Source organism: Tessaracoccus defluvii, assembly GCF_014489575.1.
GTDB classification, from domain to species: Bacteria; Actinomycetota; Actinomycetes; order Propionibacteriales; family Propionibacteriaceae; genus Arachnia; species Arachnia defluvii.
In genome coordinates, this window is sequence record NZ_CP060789.1 from 2,636,863 (window position 1) to 2,654,208 (window position 17,346).

Annotated in this window: 13 protein-coding genes and 1 pseudogene; 8 read left to right on the forward strand and 6 right to left on the reverse strand. The window is 71.7% G+C overall.

Annotated elements, in window-relative coordinates; translation table 11 throughout:
• The first annotated feature begins 8 nt into the window (after window positions 1-8).
• From H9L22_RS12555 to H9L22_RS12590, 8 genes are all read left to right on the forward strand, one after another.
• On the forward strand, window positions 9-1,325 hold the full coding sequence (locus H9L22_RS12555) for a sugar ABC transporter substrate-binding protein (RefSeq protein ID WP_187720225.1): 1,317 nt from the start codon (window positions 9-11) through the stop codon (window positions 1,323-1,325).
• An 87-nt stretch (window positions 1,326-1,412) separates the two neighbouring features.
• Entirely contained in the window at window positions 1,413-2,297 is an 885-nt protein-coding gene (locus H9L22_RS12560; protein ID WP_226965840.1) for a carbohydrate ABC transporter permease, read from the forward strand.
• On the forward strand, window positions 2,294-3,133 hold the full coding sequence (locus H9L22_RS12565) for a carbohydrate ABC transporter permease (protein WP_226965841.1): 840 nt from the start codon (window positions 2,294-2,296) through the stop codon (window positions 3,131-3,133). Before H9L22_RS12560 ends, H9L22_RS12565 begins: the two co-directional genes overlap by 4 nt.
• A gap of 20 nt (window positions 3,134-3,153) precedes the next feature.
• Window positions 3,154-4,548 (forward strand): glycoside hydrolase family 3 N-terminal domain-containing protein, encoded by a 1,395-nt coding sequence (locus H9L22_RS12570; protein WP_187720227.1) that lies wholly within the window; start codon window positions 3,154-3,156, stop codon window positions 4,546-4,548.
• 14 nt (window positions 4,549-4,562) lie between these two features.
• Window positions 4,563-5,702, forward strand: a complete 1,140-nt coding sequence (locus tag H9L22_RS12575; protein ID WP_264292450.1) for an anhydro-N-acetylmuramic acid kinase — start codon at window positions 4,563-4,565, stop codon at window positions 5,700-5,702.
• Window positions 5,699-6,637: an N-acetylmuramic acid 6-phosphate etherase gene (locus H9L22_RS12580; protein WP_187720229.1), complete on the forward strand. Its 939-nt coding sequence runs from the start codon at window positions 5,699-5,701 to the stop codon at window positions 6,635-6,637. The genes H9L22_RS12575 and H9L22_RS12580 overlap by 4 nt, the downstream gene beginning before the upstream one ends.
• Window positions 6,634-7,488, forward strand: a complete 855-nt coding sequence (locus H9L22_RS12585; RefSeq protein ID WP_226965842.1) for a MurR/RpiR family transcriptional regulator — start codon at window positions 6,634-6,636, stop codon at window positions 7,486-7,488. Before H9L22_RS12580 ends, H9L22_RS12585 begins: the two co-directional genes overlap by 4 nt.
• A 206-nt stretch (window positions 7,489-7,694) precedes the next feature.
• Entirely contained in the window at window positions 7,695-8,195 is a 501-nt protein-coding gene (locus tag H9L22_RS12590; protein ID WP_187720230.1) for a hypothetical protein, read from the forward strand.
• A 128-nt stretch (window positions 8,196-8,323) separates the two neighbouring features.
• Here the strand turns inward: H9L22_RS12590 and H9L22_RS12595 are convergent, their stop codons facing one another.
• From H9L22_RS12595 to H9L22_RS12620, 6 genes and pseudogenes are all read right to left on the reverse strand, one after another.
• Complete coding sequence (locus H9L22_RS12595; RefSeq protein WP_187720231.1) at window positions 8,324-10,669, reverse strand: alpha/beta hydrolase-fold protein; 2,346 nt, start codon at window positions 10,667-10,669, stop codon at window positions 8,324-8,326.
• A gap of 105 nt (window positions 10,670-10,774) precedes the next feature.
• Complete coding sequence (locus H9L22_RS12600; protein ID WP_187720232.1) at window positions 10,775-11,632, reverse strand: HpcH/HpaI aldolase/citrate lyase family protein; 858 nt, start codon at window positions 11,630-11,632, stop codon at window positions 10,775-10,777.
• Window positions 11,629-12,836, reverse strand: a pseudogene (locus H9L22_RS20500) (CaiB/BaiF CoA transferase family protein). Before H9L22_RS20500 ends, H9L22_RS12600 begins: the two are co-directional and overlap by 4 nt.
• Window positions 12,833-14,806, reverse strand: a complete 1,974-nt coding sequence (locus H9L22_RS12610; RefSeq protein WP_187720233.1) for an SUMF1/EgtB/PvdO family nonheme iron enzyme — start codon at window positions 14,804-14,806, stop codon at window positions 12,833-12,835. Before H9L22_RS12610 ends, H9L22_RS20500 begins: the two are co-directional and overlap by 4 nt.
• 13 nt (window positions 14,807-14,819) lie before the next feature.
• Window positions 14,820-16,025: an ADP-ribosylglycohydrolase family protein gene (locus H9L22_RS12615; RefSeq protein WP_226965843.1), complete on the reverse strand. Its 1,206-nt coding sequence runs from the start codon at window positions 16,023-16,025 to the stop codon at window positions 14,820-14,822.
• 142 nt (window positions 16,026-16,167) lie between these two features.
• Window positions 16,168-17,331 carry an ADP-ribosylglycohydrolase family protein gene (locus tag H9L22_RS12620; RefSeq protein WP_187720234.1) on the reverse strand — a complete coding sequence of 388 codons (1,164 nt, stop codon included), beginning with the start codon at window positions 17,329-17,331 and terminating at the stop codon, window positions 16,168-16,170.
• Between the last annotated feature and the right edge of the window lie 15 nt (window positions 17,332-17,346).

Below are 17,346 nucleotides of genomic sequence, written 5' to 3' on the forward strand. Positions count from 1 at the left end.
GAGGAAAGATGAACAAGTTCGTGAAGGGCGCCGTGGCGACTCTCGCCGTGCTCTCACTCGCAGCCTGCGGGAGCGGCGGCGGCGATGGGTCACCCGCCCCCAGCACCGGCGCCCCCTCCACCACCGCCGGCCTGATCGGCGAGGGCGAGACGCTCACCGTCTGGATCATGGAGGGCACCAACCCCGACTCCACCGCGTTCTTCGACGAGGTCGGAACCGCGTTCAAGGAGAAGACCGGCGCCGACCTCGACGTCCAGATGGTCCCGTGGGCCTCCGCCAAGGAGAAGTTCGCCACCGCGATCGCCGGCGGCACGACGCCGGACGTCGCCGAGGTCGGCAACACCTGGACCGCGGAGTTCGCCGAAGCCGGCGCCCTGGTCGACCTGACCAGCCGCGTGGAGGGCGACGGCCTCAACGGCGACCTGGTCGAGGGCCTGGTCCAGTCCGGCACCCTGGACGGCAGCCTCTACGGCATGCCCTGGTACGCGGGCGTACGCGCCTTCGTCTACAACACCGAGATCTTCGAGAAGGCCGGCGTCGAGGTCCCCACCAACTGGGCCGAACTGCAGAGCACGGTCGAGGCGATCAAGGCGTCGCAGCCCGACGTCATCCCCTTCCCGATCGTCGGCGCGAGCGAGTTCAGCGCCTACCCGTGGGTCTGGGGTGCCGGCGGCGACATCGCCGTCGAGAAGGACGGCGCCTGGACCTCCACCATCAACTCCCCTGAGGCCGTCGAGGGGCTGAAATTCTACACCGACCTCGCCCTCGTCGACGGATCGTCGACCCCGGCCGCGGCCACCTGGAAGGAAACCGACGTCCTCGCCGCATTCGAGCAGGGCAACGTCGCCATGAGCATCCAGGGTTCGTGGACCCCCGCCCGCATCATCGCGGACGCCCCCGAGATGGAGGGCAAGCTCGGCGCCTTCACCATCCCGGCCAAGGACGGCGGGGTCGCCCCCTCGTTCCTCGGCGGCTCGCACCTCGGCGTCTTCGAGGGCACCAAGAACGAGGACCTCTCGTGGGAGTTCGTCAAGCTGATGAGCACCGGCGAGTTCGCCCAGAAGTGGGGCGAGTCGGCCAACTACTTCCCCGGCCAGACTTCGCTGCTCGAGCAGATGGAGGCCAACGCCGATGAACTGACCTCCGTGTTCATCCGCCAGATGGTCGACGGCGGCGCCTCCACCCCGGTCACCCCGACGTGGGGTGCCATCCAGGGCCAGCAGGTGACCCCGACGATGATCCAGTCCATCCTCAGCGGGCAGGCAACCGCACAGGAGGCGGCCGACAAGGCTGCCGAGACGATGAACGCCACGTTCGGCGGCTAACGCACCATGGCCATCGGTCTTGACGAGAGGTCCCGGGCTCTGCCCGGGGCCTCTCCCCGGCGCCACCGGGGCGGTTACCACGCAGCCATGCGCCGTCGACCCTGGCTGCTCTTGACCCCCGCGCTGGCGACCCTCGCAATCCTGCTCGTCGTTCCGCTGCTGCGTGTCGTCTGGCTCTCCTTCCAGGACTACGGCCTGAAGGAGCTCAACAAGGGCACGACCAACTTCATCGGGCTCGACAACTACGCCAAGATCTTCGGCGACTCCTACCTCTACACCGTCGTCCTGCCCAACACGATCGGCTTCGCCGCCTTCTGCGTCGTGACGACAGTTGTCCTCGGCACACTCGTGGCGCTGTTCCTGAACGGGCTGCCTCCCTTCTGGAGGTACGTCACGTCGACGGCGATTATGGTGGCCTGGGCCGTGCCCGCCGTCACCGGCACGTACGTGTGGGCGTTCATCTTCGAGCCCTCCAACGGGCTCGCCACCAATCTCTTTGACGCGATGGGCCTCATGGAGGCCGGCTCGGTCAACTGGTTCCTCAACCGGCTGAGCTTCTACGCCATCTCCGCGCTCAACGTCGTCCACCACTCCATCCCGTTCGTCGCCGTGACGGTGCTGGCTGGCCTGCTGACCATCCCTGACGAGCTCTACGAGGCCGCGGAGATCGACGGCGCGAGCAAGTGGCGCCAGTTCTGGTCCATCACGGCCCCGACGCTGAAGCCTGTCTTCGCCGTCGTCACCATCCTGTCGACCATCTGGGACTTCAAGGTCTTCACGCAGATCTGGCTGATGCCGGGCGGCGGCGGAACCAACCCCGAGGTGTTCAACCTGGGTGTCTGGTCCTATGTGCAGTCGTTCGCCCAGAGCAAGTACGGCATGGGGTCGGCCATCGCCGTCGTCCTCACGCTCGTGTTGATGCTGGTCACCGTCGTGTACCTGCGCACACTCTTCAAGGAGGAACAGCTGTGAACACCAGAGTCACACCCCGCAAGGTGCTGCGCTGGTCGCTCCAGACGCTCGGCGTTATCGTCTGCGTCGCGTTCTTCCTGCTGCCGGCCTACTGGATGATCTCGACGGCGATCGATCCGGCCGCCGCCTACCGCGGTGGGAACGTGCTGCCGCAGGGCATCACCTGGGACCACTTCGAAGCGGTCCTCGGCCGCGGAGGCTTCGGCACGTTCATGGCCAACTCCCTGCTGGTGGCGGCCGTCACCGTCGTGCTGTCGGCGCTGCTGGCCCTGCTGGCGGCGGTCGCCGTCGCACGGTTCCGGTTCAGTGCCCGCACCTCCATCCTGGTGATGATCCTGATCGCGCAGATGGTGCCGCTCGAGGCGCTGGTCATCCCGCTGTTCCTGCAGGCCCGCAACCTGCAGATGCTGAACTCACTCATCGGTCTGTCGATCGTCTACCTCGCCTTCAGCATCCCGTTCGCCGTGTGGATGCTGCGCGGCTTCGTCGCGGCGGTGCCGGTCGAGGTCGAGGAGGCGGCCTACGTCGACGGCGCCTCGTGGTGGCGGATGTTCTGGTCGGTGCTGTTCCCGCTCGTCGCCCCCGGATTGGTCGCCACCAGCGTGTTCTCCTTCATCACCGCCTGGAACGAGTTCATCTTCGCGCTGACCTTCCTCCAGGATGACTCCAAGTTCACCGTCGCCATCGGCCTGCAGCGGTTCTTCGGTCAGAACACCGCCGACTGGGGACCGATCATGGCCGCATCGACGCTGATCACGATCCCGGTGATCATCTTCTTCGTCGCGGTGCAACGCAACCTGGTCTCCGGTCTCTCGGCAGGGGCGGTGAAGGGATGAACCCGGCCTATGGTGTCCTGATGCCCGGTTTCCCGGGCACCACCCTCCCCGACTGGATCGCATCGCCTCTCCGTGGGGGTCTAGTGGGCGTGATCCTGTTCGCAGAGAACGTCCCCGACCTCGAGACCACCCGGCGTCTCACCGATGCTGTCCGCGCCGCCAACCCGGCCGCCGTCGTCTCCTCCGACGAGGAGGGTGGCGACGTCACGCGCATCCAGGCCGCGACCGGATCGTTCCTTCCCGGCAACGCGGCGCTCGGCGAACTGGACGATGTCGATTTGACGCGCCGCATCGCGGCCGCCTATGGACGTCTCATCGCCCTGGCGGGTATCGACCTCGCACTCGGCCCCTGCCTGGACGTCGCCAGCGAGCCGCTGAACCCTGTCATCGGCACCCGCTCGTTCAGTGCGTCGACGGCGGTTGTCGGGGCGCACGGCCGTGCATTCGTCGCCGGACTGGGCGATGCGGCGGTGGCCTCGTGCGGCAAACACTTCCCCGGCCACGGCGCCACGGCACTGGACTCGCATCTCGCCCTGCCTGTCCTCGACGTGACGCATGAGGAACTGGTCCGCCGTGACGAAGAACCCTTCGCCGTGGCGCGCCCGGACGCCATCATGACTGGGCACCTCGTCGTGACCCCACTGGGCGAAGAGGCCGCGACGCTGGCCTCCTGGGCGTACCGGGACGCCCGCGCCCTCGGCCACGACGGCCCACTCCTCACCGACGCTCTCGGCATGCGGGCCATCACCGACCGGATGGACATCGGCGAGGCCACGGTGCGAGCCCTCGAGGCAGGAGCCGACCTCGTGCTCCTGGATGCCCCCCACATGCGCGACGCGGAGGCCGACTTCCATGCCGCCGTCGGCGCCGTCACCGACGCGCTCGCAACCGGGCGGCTGACGGAGCAGGCACTGCTGCGTTCGGCCGCCCGCAACGCCACGCTGCGGCGCCCCCGACCCGCCGTCGACGCGGCCTCCTTCAGCGCTGCGCTGGATGAGCTCAGGTCGCTCGGTGAATGGGCTGCGGAAGCCGCGATCCGGTGGTCGGGCGACGTCGCCCTGACGGCGCCTCCCGTCGTCGTCGACGTCCGCCGCCGCGTCAACCACGCCTCCGGAAGCCTCGCGAACCCCGTGGTCGCCGCACTGCGGGCGGAGGGCACCGACGCTGTACTCGCCGTCCCCGGAGAAGCGCTGCCCGCCGACCGTCAGCCGGTCGTCGTCACCCGGCACCCGCTGAGCGACCCCAAAGAAGCCGACGCGCTGCGCGCCGTGCTGGAGGCGCGGCCCGACTCCGTCGTCGTGCACGGCGGCGTCCGTGCCGCAGCACCCGCCGTGGAGCGACTCATCTGCATGCACGGCCTCGGGCTCGTCAACGCCCGCGCGGCGGCGCAGCTCCTGACCGGGGCCCGGCGATGAGGGTTCTAGGCCTGATGTCGGGCACCTCAGCAGACGCGATCGACTGTGCGGTCGCGGAGTTCAGCGAGGCGGGCGGTCGCCTCGACATGCGGCTGCTGTGGCACGGCGAGCAGCCCTGGGACGAGGGGCTGCGGGCACGCATCCTCGGCGTGCTGCCTCCTGCCACGAGCACCGTCGCTGACTGGTGCCAGCTGGATACGGAGATCGGGCAGGCGTTCGGTGCCGCCGCCAGCGCGGCGATCGCGGAGGCCGGGCCGGTGGACCTCATCGCGAGCCACGGTCAGACCCTCTTCCACTGGGTGGAGAACGGGAAGGCCCGCGGCTCTCTCCAGGTGGGCAACCCCGCCTGGATCCAGGCGGCGACCGGCACGCCCGTCGTCAGCGATTTCCGGATCGCCGACATCGCTGCGGGTGGCCATGGTGCACCGCTGACGTCGACCTTCGACGCCATGTGGCTCGGGGAGACCCCCACCGCGCTGCTGAACCTCGGCGGCATCGCCAATGTGACCGTCGTCGGCCTCAGCGACGGCGCACTCACGGGCGACACGGGCCCGGCCAACTGTCTCCTCGACGCCGCCGCCCACCGGTTCCACGGGCTCCCTGCCGATCTCGGCGGCGCCCTGGCCAGGGCGGGTCGTGTCGACGAGCGTGCGCTGGCCATTCTGCTCGCCGACCCGTTCTTCGCGCAGCCGCTGCCCCGCAGCACCGGTCGGGAGTACTTCGACGGCGACTATGTCGCCCGTCGGCTGGTGGACGTCACCTTGGAGGGCGCTGACCTGTTCGCGACCCTGACCGAGCTGACGGCGCGGACCGTCGCCGACGTGATCAACAGGGCCAGCGTCCGGCGCGTCGTCGCTTCCGGCGGCGGCATCCACAACCCGTTCCTGATGGAGCGCCTCGCGGCACTCCTGGAGGCGCCACTCCTCACGGCGGACGAACTGGGCCTGCCCTCCGATGCCAAGGAGGCTTACGTGTTCGCACTGCTGGGATATCTGTCGGCGACAGGTCGGCCCGGCGTTGTGGTCGGCGCCGGTGGGCGGGCCGCCACCGGAGCCACCCATCCCACCGTTCTCGGCACCCTGACCCCGGCCGGTTCCGGCCAGCCCGCGGCGCCCGCGATCACGCTCGCGCTGCACAACCAGGAGGAAGCATGACGACCCAGACGGAACTCGGTTGGAGCACCGAGCAGAGCAACTCTGCCTCGGTGGACCTGGACACCAGGCCCACCTCCGACATCGTCGGCATTCTGCTGGCGGCCGACGCCGGCGTCGCAGCCGCCGTCGCAGCCGTCGCCACCGCGATCACCGCGGCAACCGACCTGATCGTGGAGACCATCAGCAGCGGCGGCGTCGTGCACTACGTCGGTTCGGGCACCTCCGGGCGGATGGGTGTCTTGGACGCCGTCGAACTCTGGCCGACCTTCCGAGTCGACGATTCGAGGGTCCGGGCGCATCTGGCCGGTGGTGCCGGCGCCATGACACAGGCCGTGGAGGGCGCTGAGGATGACGTCGAGGCTGGTGCCGCGCTCGTTCGCGCCGCCGGTGACCGGGACCTCATCATCGGTCTGGCGGCCTCCGGGCGCACACCATTCGTGGGTGGTGCGCTCGCAGAGGCCAGGGCCCGGGGGTTGGGAACCGTGCTCGTCTCCACAAACCCGTCCGCTCCGCTGGCTGAACTGGCGGACGTCGCGATCCTCCCCGACACGGGCCCTGAGGTCCTCACGGGGTCGACGCGGCTGAAGTCGGCCACGGCGCAGAAGATGGTGCTCAACGCCATGTCGACCGCCTCGATGGTGCGGCTCGGCAAGACCTACAGCAACCTCATGATCGACATGGTGCCCTCCAACGCCAAGCTCCGCGCACGGTCCCTTAGGATGCTGCGGCAAGGGTCGGGCGCGTCCGAGGACGCTGCAGCCGCCGCACTCGATGCGGCGCAGGGATCGGTGCGGGTCGCCTTGGTCAGTCTTCTCGCCGGCGTGGATGCGACGGTGGCTGGGCGGGCGCTCGAGTCGAACCCACCCGACGCTCACCGTCCCGGCGACCCGTCCGGGATCCGGACCGCTGTTGCAGATCTGAAGGGCACCCGATGATGCAGCCACCGATCACTGCCCTCCTCCGCGGGCAGCTCGATCAGATGGGTGCGACCAAGCGTCGGCTCGCGCAGGTGATCCTGGACGACCCCGGCCGCGTGTCGCGCATGTCCATCCAGGCCCTCGCCGAGGCGGCGGGGGTGTCCCAGGCCTCCGTCACCCGGTTCTGCCGCTCGCTGGAGCTCGACGGCTACGCCCAGCTGCGGCTGGCGCTGGCCGCGGAGAGCGTCCGGGGCGAGCCGGTCCCCGCTGAGGGTGACATCGCGGAGGGCGACGACCTGGCCTCGGTGGTGAGCAAGATCGTCCGCCTCGATGCGCAGGCCGTGACGGACACCGCACAGGTGATGAGTCTCGCCACGCTGGAACTCGCCATCGACGCGCTCTCCCGGGCCCGGCGGATCGATGTCTACGGCGTCGGGGCGTCCGCGATCGTCGGCGCCGACCTGGCCCAGAAGCTGACCCGGATCGGACGCCCCTGCGTCGCCTATGGGGATGCGCACCTCGGGCTCACCTCGGCTGCGCTCCTCGGACCCGATGACGCCGTCGTCGCCGTCTCCCACTCGGGGACGACGGCGGACACGCTCGACATGGTGCGCACCGCGAAGGCCGGCGGGGCAGCGACGATCGCCGTCACCAACGACCCGCACTCGGAGCTGGCCTCGACGGTCGACCACGTGCTGCTGACGGCCGCGCAGGAATCGGTCTTCCGGTCGGGCGCTACGGCGTCACGTCTGGCGCAGTTGCTGGTCGTCGACTGCATGTTCGTCGGGTTGGCCCAGCGGACCTTCCAGGCGTCCCAGCTGGCGCTTGAGAGCACCTGGCGCGCCGTCCGGCACCGCGCCAACCGCTGAGGCGGCAGGCCCTCGTCGCCCGGCCGACACCTAGTCGAGCCCGGCCGCTGGAGCGAGAATCCGCTCGCTAACATCCTGGCCATGCCAACGATGGACGACCCCTACGCCACCCCCATAGAGCCCCCTCCCCCGCGGGTCCCGGCAGGATCGCGAGACTGGGCTGGCTGTGGGGAGCCCTCGCCGCGACGGCCGTGACGGCGACGGGCATGTACCTGGTGATGCAGCCAGCCCCGGCTGCTGCGCCGGAGCCCGCGCCGACGGTCACCGTCACGACGACCACGACGGCGACCGCGACTGTTACCGCAACCCGGACGCTTCCGCCCGCCGCCCCACCCACCCCGACGCCACCGGCGACCTGGACCGAGGTGGACGCGTACATGGACACATCGGATGCTGCCTGGGCCCTGAAGGAGGCCCCGGAGAGCTTCCGTGCCATGGCGGCAGACTTCATCAACAACGACACCGACGGTTGCGGCCGGATGATGTGGGTCACCGACATCCATCCCGATGGGTTCGTGATCGGATCGCAGGGAGGGATCACGTGCGGAGGCGGTGCCCACTACATCTGGGTCGACAGCGGGAACGGATGGGAGGAACTGTTCGGAATGCAGGACCTGTTGCCGTGCGAAGACCTCGAACGAGCCGGGGTTCCGCAGGACACCCACTCCCTGGAGTGCGTCTCGAACGATGAGGTCTATTTCTACTGAGTCGACGCGGCTTCTTGCTGACCGTGCATGTATCTCCGTAGAGCCGCCGCTGTGGCACTACGCGCACAGCGGCGGCTCCAGCCAGGCGAATGCTCGCGCGAGGCTCACTCCCCCGGTTCGCCACTCACTCACCCGCCGATCGGCGCCCCCGTGTTCGGGAGCCCGGGCCGCGGACGCGAGGCTGTCGCCGTAGCACTCGCGGTGGACGTCGGCGTCCTGGTCGCGCTCGCCGACGCCGTGGGTTCCGGGCTCACGCTCGGCTCCCCCGTCCGTGTCGGGGACGGCGACGGCGACGGTTCCACGTCCCCGCCCGCAAGCAGCATGACGAACACGTCACCTGCACCGGCGTTCGAGAACCCCGCCGGCGCCCCGTACGTCAGCCCCTCCAGCCAGACTCCCGAACCGCCGACCGCGGCCATCAGGTTCGCCTCGTCCCACTCGTCGGCCCCGTCGCGTTCCCGCGAACCGAACTGGCTGATCCCGGAGACCTCACCGGCAGCGTCGATGGAGAACGTGACGACGTCGACGCCGCCCCTGCCCTCGCCCATCGCCCCGTAGGTGGTCGCCACCGCGAGCGCCCCGCCCCCCGGCGTGGCCACGATCGCCGCGCCCCGGTCGTCGGTGGAGGTCCCCAGCTGACGCACCCACGTCGGCTCGTCGGCCCGCGCGGTGGCCCCGAAAGCCGCGACGAAGATGTCGTTGTCACCCAGCGACCCGTCACCCAGGACACCCTTGGTGTGGCCAATCGCCAGCACCGTGCCGTCGGCGAGCGCCGCGACTCCGCTGACCTGCTCGTTGACATCGCTGGCCACGGCGCCCAGCCAGGTGCGCTCGCCCGATGCGGTGTACCGGGCGACCCAGCCGTCACCGGAGCCCCTGGCCTCCAGGCCGGGCAGCCCACCGGCCGCGATGCCTCCGACGGCGACCCCGCCGCCGGGCAGCAGCGCAGCCCCGAAACCCTTGTCCTCCCCGGCCCCACCGAACTGGTCGACCCACAGGAGCTCGGCGGCTCCGCTGACCCGGGCCACGACATTGTCCTTGTCGCCGGCCGGTTCGGCCTCGCCGACCCGACCCGACGTGTAGCCCGTCAGGTAGAGGCCGCCGGCGCCGTCGGGAGCCACCCCGTAGGCGCGATCGGCCGCCGCAGGATCGCCGAACTGCAGGAAGGGCCCCGGCGTTCCGTCTGCCGCGAGCGAGACGACCACGATGTCATCCGACGGCGCCCCTCCCGCCCCGCTCGACCAGACCCCGCGCGTGTAGCCGGCAACCAGCACCGAGCCGTCCGGGCCTTCGACGACGCCGTACGCGCGGTCGTTGCCGGCGGTGCCGAGCGTGCGGCGCCACTGTTCGGTGCCGTCGGGGCCGCGGCGGATCACGACGATGTCGAGGCCACCCAGCGGCTCATGCCCCTTCATGGCGCCGTCTGCGTTGATGACGACGGTGGTTGAACCGTCTGCGTGCTCCAGGATGCCGCCGGCCCGGTCGTCGCCCTCTGCGCCGAACAGTTCTGCCTCCCACTGGGCTGCCGGTGCGGTGCGCAGGCGTGACGCGATGTCGACGATGCCCTCCCGGAAGCCTGGCTGCCACACGTCCCAGTCGTGGCCGCCGTCCATGATCCGCAGCTCAGCCGTGACGCCGGGCACCCGGCGGGCCGTGTTGTAGAGCTGGGCCGACTCGAAGTCGATGTCGTTGTGGGCCTCCGCCGGGTCGGGGTTGGGCCACTCGTCGTCGCCGACCGCGATGAACAGGTGCACCGGCTGGCCTGGATCAAGGTCGTCGAAGGCCCTCCCGTAGCTGAGTTCCTCGTAGCGCGCGGGGTCGAACAGTGCGTCGCCGACGCCGTAGGCGCCGTAGTCGCGGGTCGACGAATCGGCCGGCGGCTGCGGCGTGTAGACGGCGGGGCTGAGCACGAGGCCGGCCGAGAAGTCCTCCTGGTGCGCGAGCGCGAACCGCAGGGTTCCCGCGCCGCCCATCGAGTAGCCGCCGACGGCGCGACCCTCGCGGTCGTCGACCGTGCGGAAGGTGGCGTCGATGTGGTCGAGCAGGTCGACGGCGAGCGCCGTCTCCACCGCGACCCCCGGCCCGCTGGAGGCGGCCCCCGTATAGGCGGAGTCGGTGTACCAGTTGCCGCGATCGTTCCAGGGCGCGTCGGGCATCACCGCGATGATCGGCTGGATGTCGCCCGCGGCGATCAGCTCGTCGAGGTCGCCCGCGACCCGCTGCCACGCGGCCTGCGTGTCACCGCGGCCGTGCAGCAGGTAGATGACGGGGTACTCGGCATCGCTGGCCGCGTAGCCGGGCGGGAGGTAGACGCTGTAGTCGACGGCGCCGGCGGCGGTTCCCTCGACACGTCCGGTGACTATCTCGCCGGCCCGCGGCGTCGCCGGGCCTGCGGTGAGGACGGCGGCGGTCGCCACCGTCAGGCCGACGACGAGCGCGCCCGCCGTCAGCCCCTTCAGGATGTTGCCTCTCATGGGTGGAAGTTCCCCTCTGCTCGGATCTTCATGCGGGCGTCGGTGCCCGCGGGCGTCCCTGAGGACGGGGGCCCGGGCCGCGTCGTCGCGGCCCAGGGACCTGGTTCACCCCAGCCGGTCGGCCAGGGCGATCGTGTGACGGGCCGACTCGACCATGGCCAGGTCGAGGAAGGTCCCGTCGGCAAGTTGCAGGGCGCCGGTCCCGGAGGAGACGGCGCCGTCGATCCGCTCGAGCACCAGGCGTGCCCGCGCGACCTCGTCGTCCGAGGGCCGGAAGGACTCTCGGATCGTGTCGAGTTGGTGGGGGTGGATGGCGCTGCGGCCGAGGAATCCCCAGGAGCGGCCGACGCGACACGTGGCGGCGAGCCCCTCCAGGTCCGTGACGTGCGTCCACGCCGACATCAGCGGCGACGGCAACCCGGCCGCTCTCGCAGCGTTGACGACGCGGGCGCGGGCCCAGCCGAGGCCCTCGGTGTCGGCGACACGGAGGTCGGCGCGCAGGTCCGCCTCACCCATCCCGAGCGTCGCGACCTGCGGGCGGCGCGCCAGCTCGTACGCGAGTTCGACGCCGAGCGCCGACTCGATCAGCAGGTGCAGGTCCCGCCCCGGCAGGCGGGCAGCGAGTCCGTCGACGACCTCGACCGACTCCACCTTCGGGATCCGCGCCCCGACCCACCGCGGCAGCCCCGCGAGCGCCTCGACGTCCGCTTCGTGCCAGGGCGTTCCTGGCGCGTTGATCCGCACCTGAACATGCACGGCGTCCGCGGGCGCCGCGTCCGGGAAGGCGGCCCCGACGAGCGCCGGGATCGCTTCCAGCGACCCCCGGGCGGCGTCCTTCGCCGACGGAGCGACGGCGTCCTCCAGGTCGACGAACACCCCGTCAGCCCCGCTGACAAGGGCTTTCGCGATCCGGTCCGGGCGGTCCGCCGGCACGTACAGCGGCGCGATCAGCAGTCGGCTCATACGGCCCCCTCCCCACGCAGCTCCGCTATGCGGGCCGCGTCGTAGCCGAGTTCTGCGAGGACGGCGTCCGTGTCGGCCCCGTGGGTGCGGCCGGTGTGCGCGATGACGCCGTCGTTGTCGGAGAGCCGGAACAGCGGCCCCTGCATCAGCATCGGACCCAGCTCGTCGTCGTCGATCCCGTGAATGGTGCCCAGGGCCCGGAACTGCGGGTCGGCGACGATGTCGTCGGCGTTGTAGATCGGGGCGACGGCGGCCTGGGCCTCCTCGAACGCGGCGATCACGTCGTCGCGGCTGCGCTGCGCGATCCAGGAGCCGACGGCGTCGTCCAGGACGTCGGCGTGCAGCGCCCGGTCGGCGCCGCGGGCGAACCACGGCTCGTCGATCAGCTCCGGCCGCCCCACCAGCCGCATCACCCGCTCGGCGATCGACTGCGCCGACGTGGAGACGGCGACCCAGCGGCCGTCGGCCGTGCGGTACGTGTTGCGGGGCGCGTTGTTGACGGACCGGTTGCCGGTGCGCGGCTGCACGGTGTGCAGCTGGTCCCAGCGGGTGATCTGCGGGCCCAGCATCGCGAGGATCGGCTCGATGATGGCCGTGTCGATCACCTGGCCGCGCCCGGTGACCCCCGCGCATGCAGCGCTACCATGACGGCGTACGCGGTGGCCAGCGACGCGACGCCGTCGGCCAGCCCGAACGGCGGCAGCGTCGGCGGCCCGTCCGGCTCGCCCGTGGTGGCCGCGAATCCGCTCATCGCCTCGGCCAGCGTCCCGAATCCGGGGCGCGAGCGCATCGGCCCGACCTGCCCGAACCCGGTGACCCGGGCGAGCACGAGCCGCGGGTTGCGCTCCAGCAGCACGTCGGGCCCCAGCCCCCAGCGCTCCAGCGTGCCGGGCCGGAAGTTCTCGATCACCACGTCGGCGGTGGACGCCAGCCGGAGGAACGCCTCGCGTCCGCCGTCGCCGTTCAGGTTGATCGTGACGGTCCGCTTGTTGCGGCCCAGCGTCTTCCACCACAGGTTGACGCCGTCCTTCGCGACGCCGTGGCCGCGCGACGGGTCGGGCCGCGTCGGGTGCTCGACCTTGACGACGTCGGCGCCCATGTCGCCCAGGTGCATGGCGGCCATGGGGCCGGCGAACAGCGTGGAGGCGTCGATGACGCGCAGGCCGTGCAGCGCTCCGCGGGTGGGGTCGGTGCCGGTGCTCATCGCGCCTGCTTCCCGTCGAACGCGATCCGGAACCCGACGGTGGGGCCGCGGTCGAGGCCGAAGCCGGGCCGCAGGTACTTCACCGACACCTCCGGCGGATGCACCCCGCCCTCGACGTACCAGTCGGAGCCCTCCGCACGGTAGTGGCTGCCGCCCTTCAGCATGAGGAAGCGGGTGCGGCCGTCGCTGTGCTCCGACTCCGTCCAGTTCCACACCTCGGGGGTGCCGCGGCGGAACCCGGGCAGGCCGGCGGCCAGCTGCCATTCGTCCTCGGTGGGCAGCCTCCCGCCGCGCCACTCGCAGTAGGCGCGGGCATCGTCGAGGCCGACGTGGGTGACGGGCCGGTCCGCGTCGACGGCAGCAGGTGCGCCGTCGACCCAGTGGGCCAGGAAGCGGGCGTCGTCGGCGGGTCGCCAGCCGGTGGCGAGGAACTCGGCGAACTCGGCGTTGGTGACCTCGACGGCGGCCACCGCCACCGACGTCTCCAGCGACACCTCACGCTGCAGCGTGCGGGCGTCGTGCAGGCGCGGCACCAGCGGCTTCCACTCGTCGACGTACGGCGCCCCCTGGTACATCCCCGTCTCCCGGGCCCGGTAACGGACGGTGAGGACGTGCTCCCCCGCGGGCACGACGACGCGCTCGGCGGGCGGCGGCCCAAAGCGGGGCCGCGGCACGATCCGGCGGGCGATCCGGTGTGGGAACGACGCGTCCGCGACCGGCGGCTGCGCGTCGAGCTCGACGGCGACGGCGGACGCCCACGTGGGCAGCCCGGCATCGGCGGCGACGAGCACCGCGGCCGCGACACCGCGGGCGGGCACGAGGATGCGGCCGCCGTCGGCCACGCCACGGTCGGTCAGGGCGATGGCGCCGGGGACGACGGGGCCGAGGTAGTCGGTGTCGCCGCGGTTGACGAGTGTGTAGAGCCGGACGGGCCCCTGTGTCCAGGCTGAGGCATAGACCCCTGCGGCCTCGGCCTCGTCGGCCAGTGGCGCGAGTGGCGTCCAGTCGCCGTCACGGAGCAGGTCGGCGGCGGCCCGCTGCACCGTGAGCATGCGCTTCAGGGTGGCGGCGTCGCGCGGACTCCAGCCCACCCAGACGCCGAACACGACCTCCCACACCATCATCCCGACGCCGTTGAGCCAGGCGGACTGCAGCTCCTCGGAATGGTCGCGGTGCCAGCGGCGGATGTGGTGCTGCATGTGACGGCGCTCGAACCAGTGCGCGCGCAGCACGCCCGGCACGGGCGAGTCGGCGAAGAACTGCGCCCACGACGTCGAATGATCGGCGATCCGCTCGACCGGCAGTTTCGACTCGCCCTCCAGGACGATGCCGGGCCGGGCGGCCTCGAGGCGGGCGACCAGCTCCGGATCGGCCTTCTTGAGCGTGTCGAGGAAGACGCCGTCGGCGCCCAGGTCGCGGACGAGGGCGGCAAGTTCGGTCACGTCGTCGTCGCCGCGGCGGGTGCCCGTGTCCCACGGGTTGTAGTCGACGAAGACCCTCACGCCCAGCTCGTGGAGCCGGCCGACGAGCTCCCCGATGCCGGGCACCTCCCGGTAGTGGTCCCACTGGTTGCGGTCGTCGAGCCCGATGATCGGGTAGGCGTGCCACAAGACGACGGCGTCGAGGCCGCCGAGTCGTTCGCGGGCGTCGTCGAGGAACCGCTCCGGCGTGAACCGGCGCTCCTCGAAGGAGTAGAACAGTTCGTCCCACAGCCACACCTGCGCCACCGTGAAGCAGTTGGCGGCCCACGCGGCCTCGGGCCGGTCGTAGGCGGCGCCGTCGAAGCCGTGTCGGGCGCGGGCGTCGTCGCGCCACCCGTGGAGGACGGCGCGCCAGGCGTCGCGGTCGACGACGTCGGCGGGACCGACAAAGATCTTTGCCTCGTCGAGTGCGACGAGGTCCGGCTCCTCCAGCGGCACGCCGGTGGGCAGGTCGATGGGCCGGGGCACCAGCGGGTCGAACGCGTACATTCCTTGCCTCCTGCTACCTCCCGGCCAGCGCGACGGTGCGCGCCGCCAGGTCGACGATCTGCTGCGGGCCGCCGGGCATCGACGTGTCGATGCGGCCCTTGAGCGGCGCCGTCCACTGCTCGCCGATGCCGTCGACGCCGAGCAGGGCCCCCGCGACAGCGCCGACCGTGGCGCCGGCGGAGTCCGTGTCCCAGCCGGCGGTGACGGCGAGCGACACCGAACGGCCGAAGTCGCCACGGCCCGCGGCCAGCGCGTAGGCGATGACGGCGGCGTTGTTCAGCACGTGCACCCAGTGCAGGTGCCCGTAGGCGGCATGGATCGCGTCGAGCGCGGCGCGGACGCCGTCCTCGCTGAGGTCGGTGGCCGCCGCCTGCACGCGGCCCAGCGCGATGGCGTCGGCGAGCGCGCTGCGCGGAGGGACGACGGTGGACGCGAGGTCGAGCGCCTCGTCGACGGAGTCCGCCACCATCGCGGCGGAGCCGAGGGCTGCGGCCCACATGGCGCCGTAGAGGCCGTTGCGGGTGTGGCTGAGCCGGGCGTCGCGCCAGGCGAGCTCGGCTGCGGCGAGCGGCTCGCCGGGGCGGATCCAGCCGAACACGTCGGTGCGGATGAGCGCGCCGATCCACTCCCGGAAGGGGTTCTGGTGGGTGGCGGTCTCCGGGACGGGACGCGCCTCGAGGATGTTGCGCAGCGCGATCCGCTCGGCGGTGAACACGCGCCCGGCGGGCAGGTTCTCCAGCCACAGCTGGGCGACGTCGTCGGTGCCGAAGCCGACGCCGTGCCGCTCGAGCAGGGCGAGCGCGAGGATCGGGTAGTTGAGGTCGTCGTCCTCGGGCATCCCGTCGATGTTCTCCTCGAGGGACGTGGGCCGGGAGCGACGGTTCCAGGGCCAGCGGGCGGCGACGTCGTCGGGCAGGCCGACCTCGGTGAACCACCGGTCAAGGGGCCAGCGGCCGGTGGCGCGGAGGATCTCCTCGATGCCCTGCCGCGGGATCTTCTCCACCGGCTTGCCGAGCAGGCAGCCCGCCGCGCGGCCCGTCCAGGCGCCGAGCACCCGGGCCGGCAGATCCGACGGCGCGGGCCATGTCAGGCGCTCCGGAAGCAACGCGACGATGGCGTCCCAGTCGTCGGGCTCGTCGGGGGCCGGGGCCACCGGCAGCGCATCGAGCTCGTCAAGCAGCTCACGGGCGGGGGCCCGCAGCTCCGGCGTGGCCGGCACGGGCCGGCCCCGCTCACGGCCGGGACCGGGTCCCCCCCGGCCGCGACCCAGCGGGCCAGGACCCCGGCCGTGTCACGGCCATCGGCCAGCGACTGGACCAGCTCGTGGGCCAGCAGGTCCTCGGGCTGCGCCCACGTCAACCTCATGCCGAGGCCTCGGCGATCCGCGCGAGCTGCGCGAGCCTGTCTTCCGCCCGACGACGGTCGGCCTCCACCAGCTCGGCGGCGACCTCGGCCATCAGGGCACCCGTGGCGCGGATGTCCATCCGGCTGGCGGTCTCGATCCGGTCCAGCCACTCGTTCGGGACGACCTGCGTGCCGCCGAGTCCGGCGCACACCGCGCCGGCCATGACGGCGATCGAATCGGCGTCGCGACCGTAGTTGACGGCGCCGAGCACGGCCCCGCGGAAGTCCCCCTGATGCGCGACGATGAAGCCGACCGCAACCGGCAGCTCCTCGATCGCCTTCGTGCGCGACGGGCGGCGCGCGTCCATCGACATCGCCCGGTACTCGGGTCCCACCGAGTCGTACGGCGCGACCGCCTCGCGGATGGCCCGGCCCAGCTCCCGGGCCTGCTCGTCGTCGGCGGGACGCCCGAACGCGGCGCCCGCGGCCGCGCAGGCCTCGATGGCGGACCGTGTCCCGTCGTGCGACAGCCGCAGGGCGGCCTCGACGACGTCGGCGACGGTGGCGCCGGGCGCGACCGACGCCGCGACCATGGCCGCGAACACCGCCGCCGCCTCCCGCCCGTAGCTGGACTGGTGGGCCCCCGCCACGTCGATCGCCTCGGCGTAGGCGGCGTCCGGGTCTCCCGGATTGGCGAGCCCGACCGGGGCCATGTACATGGCGGCACCGCAGTTGACGACGTTACCGACGCCCGCCTCACGCGGGTCGACGTGCCCGTAGTGCAGGCGGGCGACGAGCCACTTCTCGGCGAGGAAGACGCGCTGCAACACGAGCGCCTCCGACTCCAGTTCGGGGATCCAGCGCGGCTCCCCGATCATCAGCGGCACCAGGTCCTCCGCGACGGCGTAAGCGTCCAGGTGGGCGCGCCGTCGGGCGTAGACCTCGATCAGCAGCCGGGTCATGAGCGTGTCGTCCGTGATGTGCCCGTCACCCTTGTGGTACGGCGCGATCGGGCGGGCGGTGCGCCAGTCCTCGAACCAGGGCCCGACGATGCCGGTGACCCGTCCGCCGTGGCGCTCCTCGATCTGTTCGGGCGTCCAGCCCTCGATGGCGCCGCCGAGGGCATCGCCCACGGCCGCACCGGTGATCACCGCCGTGCAGCGGTCCTCCAACCAGCTCACTGGTTCGCTCCTTAG